Source organism: Myxococcaceae bacterium JPH2 (assembly GCA_016458225.1).
Classification (GTDB): Bacteria; Myxococcota; Myxococcia; order Myxococcales; family Myxococcaceae; genus Citreicoccus.
In genome coordinates, this window is sequence record JAEMGR010000007.1 from 203,316 (window position 1) to 219,672 (window position 16,357).

The 16,357-nt window shown below is 70.9% G+C and carries 9 protein-coding genes; 6 read left to right on the plus strand and 3 right to left on the minus strand.

Annotated features, from left to right (window positions below; translation table 11 throughout):
* Both hpt and aqpZ read left to right on the plus strand, forming a co-directional pair.
* Nucleotides 1–534 (plus strand): hypoxanthine phosphoribosyltransferase, encoded by a 534-nt coding sequence (hpt, locus tag JGU66_14490; protein ID MBJ6761980.1) that lies wholly within the window; start codon nt 1–3, stop codon nt 532–534.
* Between the two features lie 145 nt (nt 535–679).
* The gene (aqpZ, locus tag JGU66_14495; GenBank protein ID MBJ6761981.1) at nt 680–1,510 is read left to right on the plus strand and encodes an aquaporin Z; all 831 of its coding nucleotides are present in this window, start codon (nt 680–682) and stop codon (nt 1,508–1,510) included.
* 48 nt (nt 1,511–1,558) lie between these two features.
* Here the strand turns inward: aqpZ and JGU66_14500 are convergent, their stop codons facing one another.
* From JGU66_14500 to JGU66_14510, 3 genes are all read right to left on the minus strand, one after another.
* Nucleotides 1,559–2,569: a ribonucleotide-diphosphate reductase subunit beta gene (locus JGU66_14500; protein MBJ6761982.1), complete on the minus strand. Its 1,011-nt coding sequence runs from the start codon at nt 2,567–2,569 to the stop codon at nt 1,559–1,561.
* A gap of 47 nt (nt 2,570–2,616) precedes the next feature.
* A complete protein-coding gene (locus JGU66_14505; protein ID MBJ6761983.1) occupies nt 2,617–5,091 on the minus strand; it encodes a ribonucleoside-diphosphate reductase subunit alpha in 2,475 nt (824 codons plus the stop codon).
* Between the two features lie 494 nt (nt 5,092–5,585).
* Nucleotides 5,586–6,398, minus strand: a complete 813-nt coding sequence (locus tag JGU66_14510) for an IF-2 protein (GenBank protein MBJ6761984.1) — start codon at nt 6,396–6,398, stop codon at nt 5,586–5,588.
* Between the two features lie 104 nt (nt 6,399–6,502).
* On the opposite strand from JGU66_14510, the gene JGU66_14515 reads away from it, so the two are divergent.
* From JGU66_14515 to JGU66_14530, 4 genes are read left to right on the plus strand one after another with little or no spacing between them, the layout of a single operon-like run.
* Entirely contained in the window at nt 6,503–12,067 is a 5,565-nt protein-coding gene (locus JGU66_14515; GenBank protein ID MBJ6761985.1) for a plectin 1 isoform 8, read from the plus strand.
* A 24-nt stretch (nt 12,068–12,091) separates the two neighbouring features.
* On the plus strand, nt 12,092–12,946 hold the full coding sequence (gene dapF / locus JGU66_14520) for a diaminopimelate epimerase (protein MBJ6761986.1): 855 nt from the start codon (nt 12,092–12,094) through the stop codon (nt 12,944–12,946).
* Nucleotides 12,947–12,981: 35 nt separating this feature from the next.
* A complete protein-coding gene (locus tag JGU66_14525; GenBank protein ID MBJ6761987.1) occupies nt 12,982–14,832 on the plus strand; it encodes a response regulator in 1,851 nt (616 codons plus the stop codon).
* Nucleotides 14,833–14,848: 16 nt separating this feature from the next.
* Nucleotides 14,849–16,339 carry a response regulator gene (locus tag JGU66_14530; GenBank protein MBJ6761988.1) on the plus strand — a complete coding sequence of 497 codons (1,491 nt, stop codon included), beginning with the start codon at nt 14,849–14,851 and terminating at the stop codon, nt 16,337–16,339.
* Nucleotides 16,340–16,357: the final 18 nt, after the last annotated feature.

Sequence of the window (16,357 nt, forward strand, 5' to 3'; positions counted from 1 at the left end):
GTGACGTTCCACCAGAAGGATGTCGACGTCCTCATCTCCGAGGAGAAGCTGCACGCGCGCATCAAGGAGCTGGGCGCGGCCATCACCCGTGACTACCAGGGCAAGGAGCTGACGCTCGTCTGCGTGCTGAAGGGCTCGGTGTTCTTCGCCACCGACCTGGCGCGGGCCATCGACCTGCCCTTGACGCTCGAGTTCCTGGGCGTGTCCAGCTACCAGGGCGGCACCGAGTCGACGGGCGAGGTGCGCATCACCACCGACGTCAGCAAGCCCATGGCGGGCAAGCACCTGCTCGTCATCGAGGACATCATCGACACGGGCCTCACCATGAGCTTCCTCATGGAGAACCTGGCCGCGCGTCACCCCGCGTCGCTGAAGCTGTGCTCGCTGTTGGAGAAGCCGGCGCGCGCTCGCACGCAGGTGAACATCGACTACAAGGGCTTCGTCATCGACGACCACTTCGTCGTCGGGTACGGCCTGGACTACGGCGAGAAGTACCGGAACATCAACTTCATCGGCGTCTGGAAGGGCAAGTAGGCGCGCCCCCGCCAAGCCTCGCCGCCTTCCGACCGGGGGGCGGCTGGTCCCTGGTGGTGAGGCGAGGCATGCGCAGCATCCCCTTGGGCTTCAGGAGCCGCGGGCACCTCGTGTGCGTGCCCGGCCCGGAGCCGGGAGGTTGCGCATGGATGCGTCGAACGTGAAGGCGGAGAAGGAGGCGGCCGTCGCCACCGGCGATGACGCGCTTCGCAAGTACACCGCGGAGCTGGTGGGCACCTTCGTCCTGGTGCTGGGCGGAGTCGGGGCCGCCGTGCTGGCGGGCGATGACATCGGCTATGCGGGGATTGCGCTCGCCTTCGGCCTGTCGCTGCTCGCGATGGTCTACACGATAGGGCCCATCTCCGGCTGCCATGTGAACCCCGCGGTGACGCTGGGACTGGTGCTGGCGGGCAAGCTGGAGCGCCGCTACGCGCTGGGCTACGTGGTGGCCCAGTGCCTGGGCGCGTTCCTCGCCGCGGCGGTGGTGCTGATGATTGCCCGAGGCGTGCCGGCGGGCTACTCGGCGTCCCAGGAGGGGCTGGCGACCAACGGCTATGGCACCTGGTCTCCCGGAGGCTACGGCGGCGGCGCGGCCTTCCTCGCCGAGGTGGCGCTCACCTTCCTCCTCGTGCTGACGGTGCTGGGCGCCACGGACTCGAAGGCGCCGGTGGGCTTCGCGGGCCTGGCCATTGGCCTGGTGCTGACGCTCATCCACCTGGTGGGCATCCCGGTGACGAACACGTCCGTGAACCCCGCCCGCAGCCTGGGGCCCGCGCTCTTCGTGGGCGGGCACGCCCTGGGCCAGTTGTGGCTCTTCATCATCGCGCCCTGCATTGGCGCGGGATTGGCGGCGGCGGTGTACCGCTCGGTCATCCAGACCGTGGCGCGGCCCATCACCGCGGCCACGGCGGAGAGCTCTCTACAGCGGCAGCGCCGGGAGCGCCTGCTGCGCGACCGGCGCGAGAACCCCACCTGAGGACAACCGAAGGCGCCTTCCTTCCCGGAGGAGGGGAGGCGCCGCTCGTCAGAAGGCCGCGTCGAACACGACGTCGTTCGCCGCGCCCACGCCCACGGCCACCTGGTACGAGGACACGCGGCGCTCGAAGAAGTTGGTGAGCTCCTGCACGTCCTGCAGCTCCATGAACCCCAGCGGGTTCTTGGTGCGGAACACGGGCGCCATCCCGAGCATGAGCAGGCGCTGATCCGCCACGTACTCGAGGTAGCCGCGCATGTCCTGCGTGGACAGGCCCACCACCCCGCCGCTGAGCAGGTCCTGCGCGAAGGTCGTCTCGCACTCGACCGCTTCACGGAGCATCTGCTCCACGTCGCGCTCCATGCGCGCGTCGAACAGGTCCGGCTCCTCCTTGCGCGCCACCTGGATGGCCTCGAAGGCGAACGCCATGTGCGCGCTCTCGTCGCGGAACACCCAGTTCGTCCCCGCGGCCAGCCCGTTGAGCAGGCCCTTGCTGCGCAGGAAGTACACGTAGGCGAACGCGGCGAAGAAGAAGAGCCCCTCGATGCAGCCCGCGAAGCAGATGAGGTTGAGGAGGAAGCGGCGGCGGTCCTCCTTCGTCCGAGCGGCCTGCACGTCGTGGATGCTGTCCATCCACTTCATGCAGAAGGCGGCCTTGCGCTGGATGGAGGGGATGTTGTCGATGGCCGCGAAGGCCTTGGCCCGCTCCGCCGGATCCGGCACGTAGGTGTCCAGCAGCGTCAGGTAGAACTGGACGTGCAGGGCCTCCTCGTAGAGCTGGCGCGACAGGTACATGCGCGCCTCGGGGGCATTCAGGTGCTTGTACAGGTTGAGCACCAGGTTGTTGCCCACGATGGAGTCACCCGTCGCGAAGAACGCCACCAGCCGGTGGATGAGGTGACGCTCCGCCTCGGTCATCTTCGAGCGCAAGTCCACCAGGTCCGTGGAGAAGTCCACCTCCTCCACGGTCCACGTGTTCTTGATGGCGTTCCGGTACATCTCGAAGAAGACCGGATAGGCCATGGGGCGCAGCGTCAGGTTCAATCCAGGGTCGAGCAGCATTGCTTCCGTGACTCCTTCAAGGTCCGGGCGGAGGTGCGACGGCGCGCCTACTGGCACGCCTCGCACGACTCGGGGTTCTCCAGCGAGCACGCCACGGCTTCCGCCTCGGGCATGGCCTGGGCCATGGGGGCAGGAGCGGGGGCCGAGGTCGCGGCGGCGCCGCTGGCGCCCACCGTGGCCTTGGCGATGCGCGTGGCCGGACGCGAGCGCAGGTAATAGGTGGTCTTCAACCCCTTCTGCCATGCGTAGAAGTACATGGAAGAAAGCTTCCCGATGTTGGGCGTCTCGACGAAGAGGTTGAGCGACTGGCTCTGGTCGATGAAGGCGCCGCGGTCCGCCGCCATGTCGATGAGCGAGCGCATGGGGACCTCCCATGCCGTGCGGTAGACGTTGCGCAGCTCGGCGGGCAGCTCGGTGAGGTCCTGCACGCTGCCCTCGGCCATCTTGATGCGGTTGCGCGTGCTGTCGTTCCACAGCCCCAGCGCCTGCAGGTCGCGCACGAGGTAGCGGTTCACCTGGAGGAAGTCACCCGAGAGCGTCTCGCGCTTGAACAGGTTGGACACCTGCGGCTCGATGCACTCGTAGCAGCCCGCGATGGACGCGATGGTGGCGGTGGGCGCGATGGCGATCATCAGCGAGTTGCGCAGGCCCGTCTTCTGGATGCGGGCGCGCAGCGCGCTCCAGCGCGCGGTGTCCTCCGGCACCACGCCCCAGCTCTCGAACTGCAGCTCGCCCTGGGCGGCCCGCGTCTCAGAGAAGCCCGGGTGCGCGCCGAACTGCTCGGCCAGGTCCGCCGAGGTGCTCAGCGCCGAGTAGTAGATCTCCTCGGAGATCTTCTGCGACAGCGCGCGCGCCTCGGGGGCGTCGAAGGGCAGCCGCAGCTGGAAGAACACGTCCTGCAGGCCCATCAGCCCCAGGCCCACCGGGCGCCAGCGGCGGTTGGAGTCCGCGGCGGTGGGGATGGGGTAGTAGTTGAGGTCGATGACGCGGTCCAACTGGCGCAGCGCGAGCTGCACGTTGGCGCGCAGGCGGTCGAAGTCGAACTTCCCGTCCGCCACCATCCGGCCCAGGTTCAGCGAGCCCAGGTTGCACACCGCCGTCTCGCCCTGGCTGGTGACCTCCAGAATCTCCGTGCAGAGGTTGGACAGGTGGATGACGTTGGCCGGCTTCGCGGTCTGGTTGCTCTTGCGATTGCTCAGGTCCTTGAAGGTCATCCAGCCGTTTCCGGTCTGGGCCAGCACCTTCATCATCCGAGCGTACAGGTCGCGCGCCTTCACCTTGCGCAGCGCCATCCCCGAGGCCTCGGCCTCCGCGTAGGCCTTCTCGAAGGCGTCGCCCCACAGGTCCGTCAGGTGCGGCACCGTCTTCGGATCGAACAGGCTCCAGTCACCGTCGCTCTCCACGCGACGCATGAACAGGTCCGGCACCCAGTTGGCCAGGTTCAGGTTGTGGGTGCGGCGGGCCTCGTCACCGGTGTTGTCGCGCAGCTCGAGGAAGTCCTCGATGTCCGCGTGCCACGTCTCCAGGTACACGCAGCACGCGCCCTTGCGCTTGCCGCCCTGGTTCACCGCGGCGACCGAGGCGTCCAGCGTCTTGAGCCAGGGGACGATGCCGTTGGAGTGGCCGTTGGTGGAGCGGATGAGCGAGCCGCGCGCGCGCACGCGGTGGTAGCCCACGCCGATGCCGCCGGAGAACTTCGACAGCATCGCGATGTCGGAATACTTCTTGTAGATGGAGTCCAGCTCGTCCGCGGGCGAGTCCAAGAGGAAGCAGCTGGAGAGCTGCTCGTGGCGGGTGCCCGAGTTGAACAGGGTGGGGGAGCTGGGCAGGTACTCCAGCGAGCTGAACAGGCGGTACAGCTCGATGGCCTCGCGCGCGTTGTCGCCGCTGAGCGCGCACGCCACGCGCAGGAAGAACTCCTGCGGCGTCTCGAGGACCTCGCGCGTCTGCGGGTTCTTCAGCAGGTAGCGGTCATAGACGGTGCGCAGGCCGAAGTACTCGAAGAGGTCGTTGCGGACCGGGTCGATGGCGGCGTTGAGCTTGCGCGCGTTGGCCTGGACGAACTGCAGCAGGCGGTCCGCGATGAGGCCGTGCTTGTGGCCCGCCGCGATGGACTGGCTGAAGGAGTGGATGTCCTGGTTGCTGACCTCCTTCTGGATGAAGGTGGCGAGCAGGCGCGAGGAGAGCCGCGCGTACTCGGGCTCCTCCACGATGAGTGCGGCGGCGGTCTGGATGGAGAGGCTGTCCAGCTCGCGCGTGGTGGCGCCGTCATACAGGCCGCTGATGGTCTTGGTGGCCACGCGCATGACGTCCACGCGCGACAGCCCCATGCAGCTGCGACCCACCGCGCGGACAATCTTGTTCAGGTCCACCGGCTCCGCCGTGCCGTTGCGCTTGCGCACCCGCATGGTCGTCGTGCCGAACTCGGCCGGACTTTGCGCCGGTTGAGGGGAGGTGGCCGGCGCGGCCGTGACCGGGGGCGCGGGCGGGAGGGGCAGGGTGGTGGCGGCGGTCGGCTTCATGGGCGTTTCGACGGTCACGAGCGGCTCACTCCAAGTGAAGCATTGGCAAGACAACGGCGTGGCCACGGGACGGACACCGGTCCCGTTCGGGGGAAGGGTGATTCCCCGCCACGTTACATGAAAATCTGTTCAGGGGAGACCCTCCGCGTCGGGCGGGAGGGTCTAACGTCTAGGTGTATCGGCTGGCGTGAGGTTCGTTTTGGGGCAGATGGGCGCGGTGAGCAAGAAAACCACATCTCCTCCAAGACCCCCTCAGCCGACACCGTCGGTGGTGGGGGAACCATCGACGGGCACAAGGTATGGGGGCACCCATGGCCTGTCAACGCGAGATCTTGTGTCCGCCTGGGATCGACATTTGCAATCTACGATCGATCCCCGCGGCGGTTTTTGGCGACTCCGTCACGTTCTCTTCAAGACACTGAGATGACATCGAGTCCGTGTGGGGGAAATACCCGCTGTGAACCACCTGACAGGGTGGGCGGGGGATTTCCGGCTCAGGGAGTGGGGCCGGCGTCCGGAGCCTGGGCGGGGGTTGCGGGGGCCTGGGCGGGCGCGGGAGCGCCGGGCGCGGAAGGGGGCAGGGGAGAGGGGGAGACCTGCCGCGTCGGGGCCGTGGCGCCGTCCTGGGCCTCCTGGGGGCCGCTTTCGGTGTGCACGGCGCGGCGGAGGGCTTCCTCCAGGTCCCGGGCCGGGGGGCCCACGGTGGAGAGCATCTGGTTGGCGTTGCGGGCGTGGCGGTTCTGGCTCTCCGCGGCGAGCTTGAGCTGGGCCAGGCTTTCGGAGACGAGGCGCCGGGCGTCCTCGAGCTTCTGGCGGGCCTGGTAGTAGGCCACGTCCGCGAGCATCCCCTGGAGGGCGCGGCGCTGCTCGTCGGTGAGGCCGGAGAGCTTCTCGGCGCGGCGCAGGTAGTAAAGGCCCCGGTCCACGCGGGCGGGCTCATCCGAGGCGATGCGGGGCCGGGCCAGCGACTCCAGGAGGGGGAAGAGGGCGCGGTCCAGCTCGTCGCGCTCGGAGTAGCTCTGGAGGGTGAGGAGGGTGGCGTCCTGGCCCTCCAGGGGGATGGGGGCGTAGGCGTCCGCGAGCCGCGCGTCGCCGGGCTGGTAGGGCGCGGCGCCGGTGGGGAGGTTGCGGCCCTTCATCACCACCAGCGCGCCGTTGTCCACGGTGAGGGTGAAGGTCCGGGCGTTGATCTTCCCGAGGAGGAAGAGGATGCCCACCCCCAGCGTCAAGATGACGAGGAGGGTGACGGTGCGCATGAAGGCGCGGCGCGCCCGGTGGCCAAATCCCTGGGGTGAGTTCACGTTCATGTCGCCTACCCTCCTGTCGTGCAGGCCCCGGAGCCGGAGGTGGGCCCGGCGCTTTCCTTGGGGCTCGGGAGCCCCTGGCTATACTCCCACTCCCGAACACACCCATGCATCCCACATTCCGCCGCATGGGGCCCAGTGAACTGCTGCCCCGGTACATCTTCGCGGAGAGCCTCTTCGCGCGTCGCAGGGTGCTCGAAGTGGACGCGGTGGCCTCCACGGGGGGCGAGAGCGCGCGTTTCCTGTTGGAGCGCGGCGCGCGCGCGGTGGTGGCGTGCGACGCGGACCTGGCCGCGGTGGAGGCGGCCCAGAAGGGGCCCGTCGCGCCCGGGCTGCGCTTTCGCGCCAACGTCTATGACGACCTGGAGCCGGGCAGCTTCGACGTGGTGCTGGTGGCGGACCTGGCGCCCTACGTCCGCGCGCCGGAGCTGCTCTCCGAGCTGACGCGGCTGGTGTCTCGCCAGGGGTATCTGGTGGGGGGGCTGCGCAACATCGCGGGCCTGGCGCTCACGCAGCTCATGGAGCCGGAGGAGGGCGTGCCGCCCACGTTCGGCCAGGCGCTGGATGCCCTCTCCGTCCACTTCCCCCACGTGGAGGTGGCCACCCAGTCCCCTGTGTTGGGCTACCAGCTCGCGTTCGAGCGGGGCGAGGGGCTGCAGGTGGATGGCTCGCTCGTCACCGGGGGCGAGGCGGCCTACTTCGTCGTGGTGGCCGGACAGGAGCCCGCGCGGGTGGTGGACCCGACGTGGGTGCAGCTGCCGCCCGAGCCCCTGGCCTTCACGCGCGGGAAGCTGGACGACATCGCGGCCCGGGCGAAGTCCTGGGAAGAGCGCGCCGGTCGACTCAAGGAGGCGCTGACCAAGGTCCGGGCGGAGGCGGGTGACCGCGAGGCCGAGGTGGCGGCGCTGCAGCCCGCGCTGGAGGTGGCGCGGCAGGATGTGGCTCGCCTCACCGCGCAGCTGGAGCAGGCGCGGGGCAGCGCGGAGTCCGCGCGCGAGCGGGATGAGCTGAGTGGACGGCTCCGGCGGCGCGAGCTGGAGCTGCAGGTTGCGACGGAGCGGCTGGCGGACGCGGATCGGCGGCTCGCGGCGCACCGGCTGGACGTGGAGGCGGCGCAGCGGGCCCAGGCCGATGCGGGTGTCCAGGTCCTGGCGGCCCAGGAAACGGTGCGGCTGGAGCGGGCTCGTCGCGAGGAGCTGGCCTCCTCGCTGGAGGAGACGCGCGAGCGGTTGACCCAGGCCTATGCCCAGGTGCGCGAGCTCCAAGAGGAGCAGGGCTCGCTGCGCATCGACCGGGAGAAGGACCGGCTGGCGGCGGAGCGCGCCCTGGACGCGGCGGAGGACAGGCGGCGTCAGGCCGATGCCGCGCGAGAGCGCGAGCTGCGCATCGCCGAGCAGTACTCGGCCGCGCTCGCCGCCGTGGAGCACCTCCAGGAGCAGGTGACTCGGGCCGAGGAGGCCGCGCGGGCCGCGGGTGACTCCGTCCCCGCGAAGGACGCGGAGCTGGCGCGCGCTCGCCGTGAGCTGGCCGAGGCGCACCTGCGGATGTCCGCTGCCGAAGGGGCTCGGCAGGAGGCGGAGTCCCGGCTGGAGTCTCGTGAGGCCACGCTTCGCGGGCTGGAGACAGAGGTCACCTTCACGCGCGCGGCCGAGGCCCAGCTTCGCGAGGCGCTGGAGGCGCGCACCGGGGACGTGGCCCGGGCGCAAGCGTTGGCCGCGTCGCTCGAGGAGGCCTTGCAGGCGGCTCGTGAGCGGCTGGGCTTGCTCGAACAGACGGGTGAGTCCCGGACGCGGGAGCTGGATTCGGAGCGGGCTCGGTTCGAGCAGGCGCTGGGCGAGGAGCGTGCGCTCGCGGCTCGGGCTCGGGAGGCGGTGGAGGAAGAGCTGAGCGCGCTGCGGCGCTCGTCATTCGAGGCGCAGGAGGCGCTCGAAGGTCGGCTTGTCGTGGCGACGGAGCAGGCCGCGCGGGTCGATGCGGCGCTGACCGAGGCGCGCGCGAACCTGGAGGCGACGCGGCGTTCGCTGGAGGCGGCCGAGGCGCTGTCGGCGCTCGCGAACGAGGAGCTGGAGCGCGAGACGCAGGCTCGAAAGACCGCCGACGATGCGCTGACTCGGGTGGGTGAGGCGCTCGCCGAGACGGAGCGGCGGCTGGCGAGCGCCACCGAGCGGGGCGAGGCCCAACAGCAGGCTCGGGCGGAGCTGGAATCGGCGCTCGCGGATGTCCGTGAGACCTTGGAGCTGGAGCGCCTGGAGCGCGAGGACGTCCAGGGCGCGCTCGAGGCCGAGCAGGCTCGGCGGCAGCAGGCGGACGCGGACCTGGCGAAGACCCGGGAGGCGCTCGCGGCCGAGGAGGAGCGGCGGGCTCGGTGGGAGGCCGCGCTCGCGGACACCCAGGCCCAGTGGCAGTCCGAGCGCGAGCAGCGCGCGCGCGTGGACTCCGCGCTGGCGGCCGAGCGGACCCGGCGCGAGGAACTGGACGCGTCCTGGACGGAGACGAAGGCGGCGCTGGAGGAGGAGCGCGCGCACCGGGCTCGGACGGAGTCGGCGCTGGCGGAGGCGCGGTCGGCCTTGGGCACCGAGCGCGAGCACCGGGCTCGGTTGGAGGCCACGTTCTCGGAGATCCAGGCTCGCGCCATCGGCACGGACGAGGCGCTGGTTCGCCTGCGTGACGAGGCCGAGAGCGCGCTGGCCCAGGAACAGGCTCGGCGCGCGCGGGCGGAGGAGTCGCTCGCGGAGACTCGGGCAGCTCTGGCTGCGGCCCAGGAGTCCCAGGCTCGCTCGGTGGCGACGCTGGCCGAGACCCATGCCGCGCTGCTGTCCGAGCAGGAGGCTCGCGCGGCCTCGCTTCGTGATGGGCGTGCGGCGCTGGAGAGCGAGCGCGCGGCTCGGGCCGAGCGTGAGGCCGCGCTCGCTGAGGTGCGCGCGGCGCTTGCGGCTGAGCAGGATTCGCTTGCCGAGGTCCGCGCGCAGCACGAGTCCGCGCGCAAGGAACTCGATGAGGCTCAGGCCGCGCTGTCGGCGGAGCGCGTGGCTCGCGCAGCGAATGACGTCTCGCTGGGTGACGCTCGGGTGGCGCTGGAGGCCGTGCGCGAGGAACTTAGCGCGACGCTGGAGGCCGAGCGGGTATCTCGCTCCGAGGCGGAGACTTCGCTCGCCGAGGTTCGGAGCGCATTGGCGTCGGAGCGCGAGGCCCTTGTTCGGATCAAGGCCTCGTTGTCCGAGACGCAGGCCGTTGGGGAACTCGAGCGGGCTCGGCAAGAGGCTGCGCTCGTCGAGGCTCGGGATGCACTGGCCTCTGAGCGCGAGGCCCGGGCTCAGGCCGAGTCTTCCTTGGCCGAGGTGCGTGGCGCGTCCGATGTGGCTCGGGCCGAGGTGGAGCGCCTGCGCGCGGAGCTGGATTCCGAGCGGCAGGGACGCAGCGCGGGCGAAGCCGGGCTGACCGAGGCTCAGCGTCGCCTCGTCGCGGAGCAAGAGTCGCTCGCGCATACCGAGGAACGGTTGCGCGCGGAGACCGAGGCTCGCGCCGAGATCGAGTCCTCGCTGCGCCAGAGTCGCGAGGCGCAGGCGCAGGGGGAGGACTTGCTCGCGGAGGCTCGCGAGGCCCAGGCGCGGACTCTCGCCGAGTTGGAGGCGCTGCGTACCGAGGCCGCGGAGCTGTCCGCTCGACTGAGTTCGGCGGAACGCGTGCTGGAAGAGCACCGCTCCGCCGCCGAGGCGCAAGAGACGGAGCTTCGCGCGAGCGTGGAACGGCTGGAGGCGGAACGCGCCTGGGCCGAGGGGACCGTTCAAGAGCAGCGCTCTCATTGGGAGTCGCAGCTCTCCGAGACTCGCGCTGCTCACGCCTCCGCGGAGACGCGCCGTCAGACGCTGGAGTCGTCGCTCGCGGAGCAGGAGAAGCTCGTTGCGTCCCTTCAGGAGAAGCTGCGCGAGGAAGAGCTTCGCGCTCAGCGGCTCACGGAGGCCGCGAGCACTCGCGAGCAGACGCTGACGGAGGCTCGGGCTCGGCTGGTGTCGCTGGAGGCGGAGCTGGAGGGCTCGCTGTCCCGCGCCGAGCGACGGCAGCAGGACTCTGAGGAGGCGCTCCAGCAGCTTGCCCTTCGCGACCAGGAGTTGCTCGGCGCGCGGAGCGAGCTGGCCCACCTGGGCGCGACCCGTCAGGAGTTGATGCGGCTGGGGACCGAGCTGCAACGGGCCCATGCGGCGCTGCACGAGCGGGGCATGCACATCGCTCGATTGGACGCGGAGTTGGTGGATGCGCAGGACCGGCTCTCCGCCACGCGCGAGCATGCGGAGCTGCTCGTGGTCCAGCTCGAGACGGCTCGGCGCTTCGCGGGCAAGGCCAACAATCTGGAGTCCTCGCTGGAGGCCGAGCGCACCGCGTTGGAGTCGGCTCGAACCGACGCCGAGGCCGCGCGCGTTGAAGTCCAACGTGCCATCGAGTTGGCTCAGGCCGAGCGCGAGCGCGCCGCGGCACTGGAGTCGAAGCTGACCGAGCTGCGCGCGGAGCAAGAGGCTCGCTTCGCGGATCAGGTGTCTCGGTCGACGTCCGACAAGGCAGACCTGGAGGCGCGGCTCTTGGAGCTGGGGGCTCGTTCCTCGGCGGAGAAGGCGGAGCTGGAGGCTCGGCTCGTTGCGCAGGAAGCGTTGGCTTCGGCGCAGCGGGCGGAGTGGGAGGCTCGGCTTACGGAAGCTGTGGCCCGCGTGGAGACGGAGCGCGCGCAGGTGGAGGCCCGGCTCGCTGAAGCGCAGGGCATGGCCACGGCGGAGCGCGAGGCCCTGGAGTCTCGGCTCTCCGAGGCGACGGCTCGCTCTTCGTCCGAGGTGCGTGAGGTGGAGGCTCGGCTCGCGGAGCTCACGGCTCGCGCCGAGTCGCAGCGGGCCGAGCACGAGGCCCGGTTCGCGGAACTCTCCGCCCAATCGAATACCGAACGGGCTGCCTTGGAATCTCGGGTCGCCGAGGCCAGCGCTGCGCTCGCGTCGCAGCGCGCGGCCCTCGATACCCGGGTCGCGGAGCTGTCGCAGGCCGCCGCCGACGCGGAGGCGCAGGCTCGGCGCGCTGAGTCCGAGCGCACGACGCTCACCTCCGAACGCGAGCGCCTGCAGTCGGACCTCACCATCGCGCGGGCTGCCCGCATCCGCCTGGAAGGGCGCGTGAGCGCGTTGGAGACCGCGTCCGTGGATGCGGTTCGCCTGCTCGATACGGAGCGGGCCGAGCGCGAGAAGCTCGCCCAAGCGCTGGCGCAGACGCGCCAGCAGTCCTCGCGTGAAGGGGACTCTATTGCCCAGCTCTCGGCGCTTCAGTCGGAACTCTCCGCCGCGCAGGCCCTGGCGCGGACCCTGGATGCCGAGCGCGCCGAGCTGCTCGGCACGGTCGAGTCCCTCAAGGCCGCCGCTCAGCCGCCCGAGGCCGTCCTGGAGATGGCCCTGGAGATGGAGCAGCTCCAGACCTTGATCGAATCGCTCCAGGACAAGGTCGCCGCACAGGAGACCGAGCTGGCGACCCTGCGCGCTCAGGCCCCCGCAGCCCCCCCGCGAGAAGCCCCGAAGCGTCCGGCGCCGACCGCCGCTCCCCGTCCCACGGCGCCGGGTCCGGCCGCCCCCAAACCCCGGGCCGCGGTGCCCGCCCTGGACCTGCCTCCCACTCCGACCAAGAAAGCGGGCGAGCGCGAATGAGGGCTCGCGCTTAGGATTGTCGACGTGGACGTACGCGAGCGCATCTTCAAGTACCAGGGCCTGGGCAATGACTTCGTCGTGCTGGACCGTCGTCGTACGGGCCAGGACATCGACGCGCGCACCTCGCGGTGGCTCTGCGACCGTCGCCTGGGTGTTGGCGCGGATGGGGTGCTGTCCCTGCTGCCGTCGTCGCGCGGCATGGCGCGGATGGTCGTTCACAACGCGGATGGCAGCATCGCGGAGATGTGCGGCAACGGCCTGCGGTGCGCCGTGAAGTACCTGGTGGATCACTCCGCGGAGCGGCCCGAGTGGCTCGACGTGGAGACAGGGGCCGGGGTGCTTCGCTGTGTCCCCGGCTACGACGCGAGCGGCGTGGCGGAGGTGGACATCTCCATGGGCCCCGCGCGGCTGGTTGCGCCCAACCTACCCTCGGGCGTGACGGGCACTCCCTTCGTGGGAGCCGCCGTGCCGGGTCATGCGGACCTGGTGGTGGGGACCGCGGTGAGCATGGGCAATCCGCACCTCGTGCTGTTGGATCAGCCGCTCTCGGATGCGCCGCTCAAGGGGCCGGTGCTGGAGGTCCATCCCTCGTTCCCGGACCGCACCAACGTGGAGTTCGTCCGCGTGGAGTCCGATGGCCTCACCGTGGTGGTGTGGGAGCGTGGCTGCGGCCTGACGCAGGCGTGCGGCACCGGGGCGTGTGCGGCCGCGGTGGCGGCGGTGCTGGCGCGGCGGCTGCCCTCGGATGCCTGGCTGCGCGTCACCCTTCCAGGCGGCGACCTGCGCATCCAGGTGCCGGCTGACCTGTCCGACATCCGCCTCCGTGGGCCGGTGGCCTTCGTCTTCGAAGGCGTTGTGGCGCTTCCCACGGGCCAGTAACCTCCCGGGCTCACTTCCTCTCGATTCCGAGCTCCGTGGCCGGTCCCATCCTCGTCGTCGACGACGACCTGTTCTTCCGTCAGCTCGCGAGCGACATGCTGTCCCGCCGGGGGCACCGTGTGGTCGCGGTCGAGAACGCCACGATGGCGTTGCAAGAGGTGGCGCGCGCCGCCTTCGACCTCGTCATCACCGACGTCGTCATGCCGGGCGTGGACGGCTTCGCGCTCACCGCGCGCCTGCGCGAGAGGGATCCGGACCAGGAGGTCATCCTCGTCAGCCAGCGCACCGACGTGAAGGGCTCCGAGACGGCCCTGCGCGCGGGCGTGGCGGACTGCCTCACCAAGCCGGTCGACGAAGCGGACCTGCTGCTCGCGGTGGACCGGGCCCTGGAGCGTGCGCAGCTCCGTCGCGAGCGGGCCCAGCTGCGCGACGAGAACCTGGAGTTCGCGCGCTTCCACAACCTGCACCAGCGCTGCCTGGAGCTGCTGTCCCATCCGGACCTGGAGTGGCTCCAGGAGCGCGTCATCGCGGACCTGTCCGCGGTGTGCGACGCCCAGAGCGCCGCGCTGTGGGTCATCGACGATCGCGGAGACCTGGTGCTGCGCGCGTACCGGGGCCTGCTCGACAAGCAGTTCCTGGCCGAGAAGATGAGCCCCGAGGGCCCGCTCTCCGGTCGCCTGCGCGAGGCCCAGCCGTGGGTGGCTCGCGACGAGCGCTCGATGGTGCTCTACGTCCCGATGATCGCCTCGGGCGAGGTCATGGGACTGGCGCAGATGAGCGACCCGCTGGCGGGAGACTTCCGGCCCGAGAACACGCGCGACGCGAAGCTGCTCGCGGACTTCGCCGCGGTGGGCGTGAAGAACGGTCGTCGTCTGCTGGCGCTCCAGCGCCTGGGCCTGAGGGACCGGGACACCGCCGCGTACAACCTCAGCTACTTCACCGACTACGCCTCCAAGGAGATCTACAAGGCGCGGCGCTACGGCCGGACGTTCTCGCTGCTGACGTTCTCCGTGGACAACCTCCCGCTGGTGCGCGTGCGGCTGGGCGCTGCGGAGGCGAAGAAGGCCGTGCGCGGCATCATCCGCGCGCTCAGCCGGATCATCCGGGACTCGGATGTCATCGCGAAGGCGAGCGACCAGGAGTTCTACCTGCTCCTGCCCGAGACGGACTTCTTCGGCGCGATGATGTTCGTGCGACGCGCGGTGGCCGCCGTGCGCGAGGAGCCCGAGGCGCAGGAAGTGGAGCAGCGCCTGCCGCTCGCGCTGGTGGGCGGGGCGAGCACGTTCCCCAAGGACGGAGAGGACTTCGACGAGCTGGTGCACCGCTGCCGCCGTCGCATGGACGAGCGGCGCGCGTCGCTCCAGCGGCGGCTGATGCTGGATGGCCTGCCGTTCTGGGACGAGGTGGACCTCCTGCTCGGCAACCCCACCAGTCCGCGCCTGCCGTCGGATGAGCGCGCGGAGCCGAGCCGCCGAGGCAAGGTCGCGGACGTGCTCTTCGACGAGCTTCAGGTGGAGATCGCCCGAGAGCTCGTTCGCGACCCGGGGCAGCGCGGGCTGCTCTACGTGGGCGGGCCCGAGATTCGCGCGGAGCTGCCCATCGCCTCGGGGCTGGAGTCTGCGCCGCCGGACCTCGCCTCGCGCATCTACTTGCTGGGTCGGCGCGGCGATCTGGAGTCCCATCCCGCGCTCACGCCCGTGTTCCTCGAAGGCGACGAGCGCGTCACCCGCCACGAGTTCATCCTGTGGTTGTCGGAGACGGCTGCCTACGCGCTCATCCAGCGGCGCGGGCGCGGGGCGACGTGGGGCTTCCATACCTCGGACACCGCGGTGGTGGACGGGCTCATCTCCAAGCTGCAGGCCGAGTACGACCTGCAGCCTTACTGAAGCGAGGCGCGCGGCCGTGGCCCAGGTGCGGAAGATCCTCATCGCCGACCCCGACCTCGACTCCGTGCGCGCCCTGTCTCGGGCGCTGCGGACCAAGGGCTATCAGGTGCACTACGCGCCGGATGGCTCGCGCGCGCTGGAGGTGGCGGTGCTGCGCCACCCGGACCTCGCGCTGTTCGACGAGGCGTGCCGCCTGCTGGACGCGCGCACCTTCATCCAGATCCTGCGCACCAACCCGCGCACCGAAGACATCCCCGTGGTGCTCACCACGTCGAGTCTGGACGCGGACCGGGTGCGAGCGCGCGACGGCTCGCTGCGCAAGCCCTTCAACCTGGACGAGGTGCTCAGCCGCATCGAGCACATCTTCCGGCGCAGCGAGGCGGCCAAGGACCTCAAGAGCGAGCAGCAGGAGATCGAAGGGTCGCTCACCCAGCTCAGCATCCCGGACCTGATGCAGATCCTGGGGATGAACAAGCGCAACGGGCGGCTCGCGCTGGAGCGCGGCGCCGAGCGCGGGGAGATCTCCGTCGCCGAGGGGCGGCCGGTGAACGCGCGGCTGGGCCGGGTGGAAGGGGAGAAGGCCCTGTTCCGCCTCCTGGCCTGGGCGGATGGCAACTTCACGTTCACCCCCGGCACCAGCGCCGCGCGCCCACGCATCTCCCGGGCCATGGATGACGCGCTCCTGGAGGGCATGCGCCAGTCGGACGAGGTGAACCGGCTGCTGCCCAAGCTGCCGCCGCGACACACGCGCTTGTTGCTCGCGCCGGACGTCGTGCTGCCGGACGAACTGCACCCGGTGACGGCGCAGGTGGTGGAGCTGCTGCGCCAGCCGCGCGCGCTCGGCGAGGTGTTGGATTTGGCGCCGGCCACGGACATGGACGTGCTGGGCGTGCTCTCCACGCTGCTCGCGAAGGGCGTGGCCCGGCCCGTGGAGGGCGATGGCGCGAACCTGGGCGCGAGCGATCTGCTCGGCGCGGCGGAGGTGCACGCGCTGCGAGGCCGCATCCTGCGCACCCGCGCGCCGTCGAAGGTGGCCACCGCGAAGGTGTTCGTCTGCGGCAGTGGCGCGTCCGCGGCTCGGCGCGTGCTGGCGCGCGTCCCTGGGCTGGAGGCGCTGTCGGCGGACCCCACCGCGGTGAAGAGCGGCTTCGGGACGCTGGGGCGGCTGGAGCTGAGCGAAGTGCTGCGCCTGGACTTCTGCGTGCTGCCCCCGGCCGAGGCCGCGCGTCCGCTGTGGCGTCCGTTCTGCGCCGGGGCCCTGGGCGCGCTCCTCATGGACGTGTCCGAGGGCGCGGTGCGGCTCGCGCGCTACCTGGCGTGGGAGGTGCGCGTGCCCGTGGTGGTGGTGGGCTCGGACGTGCCCGCCGCGCTGCAGGGGTCGCCCGCGGGCGCGGTGTCGGTGGGCGAGGACCTGGCCGAGGCGCTGCGCGCGATGCTGATGCACGCGCTCAACCCCGCGCCCACGCTCCCCGGCGTCACGCAGGTGCAGCGCGCCAGCGCGTCCTGAGTCGCGGCGCGGGCGAGC

Excerpts from the sequence above, each read along its gene's own strand:
- aqpZ (MBJ6761981.1), top strand. The coding sequence starts at position 680 with ATGGATGCGTCGAACGTGAAGGCGGAGAAGGAGGCGGCCGTCGCCACC.
- JGU66_14500 (MBJ6761982.1), bottom strand. The coding sequence starts at position 2,569 with ATGCTGCTCGACCCTGGATTGAACCTGACGCTGCGCCCCATGGCCTAT.
- JGU66_14505 (MBJ6761983.1), bottom strand. The coding sequence starts at position 5,091 with ATGAAGCCGACCGCCGCCACCACCCTGCCCCTCCCGCCCGCGCCCCCG.
- JGU66_14510 (MBJ6761984.1), bottom strand. The coding sequence starts at position 6,398 with ATGAACGTGAACTCACCCCAGGGATTTGGCCACCGGGCGCGCCGCGCC.
- JGU66_14515 (MBJ6761985.1), top strand. The coding sequence starts at position 6,503 with ATGCATCCCACATTCCGCCGCATGGGGCCCAGTGAACTGCTGCCCCGG.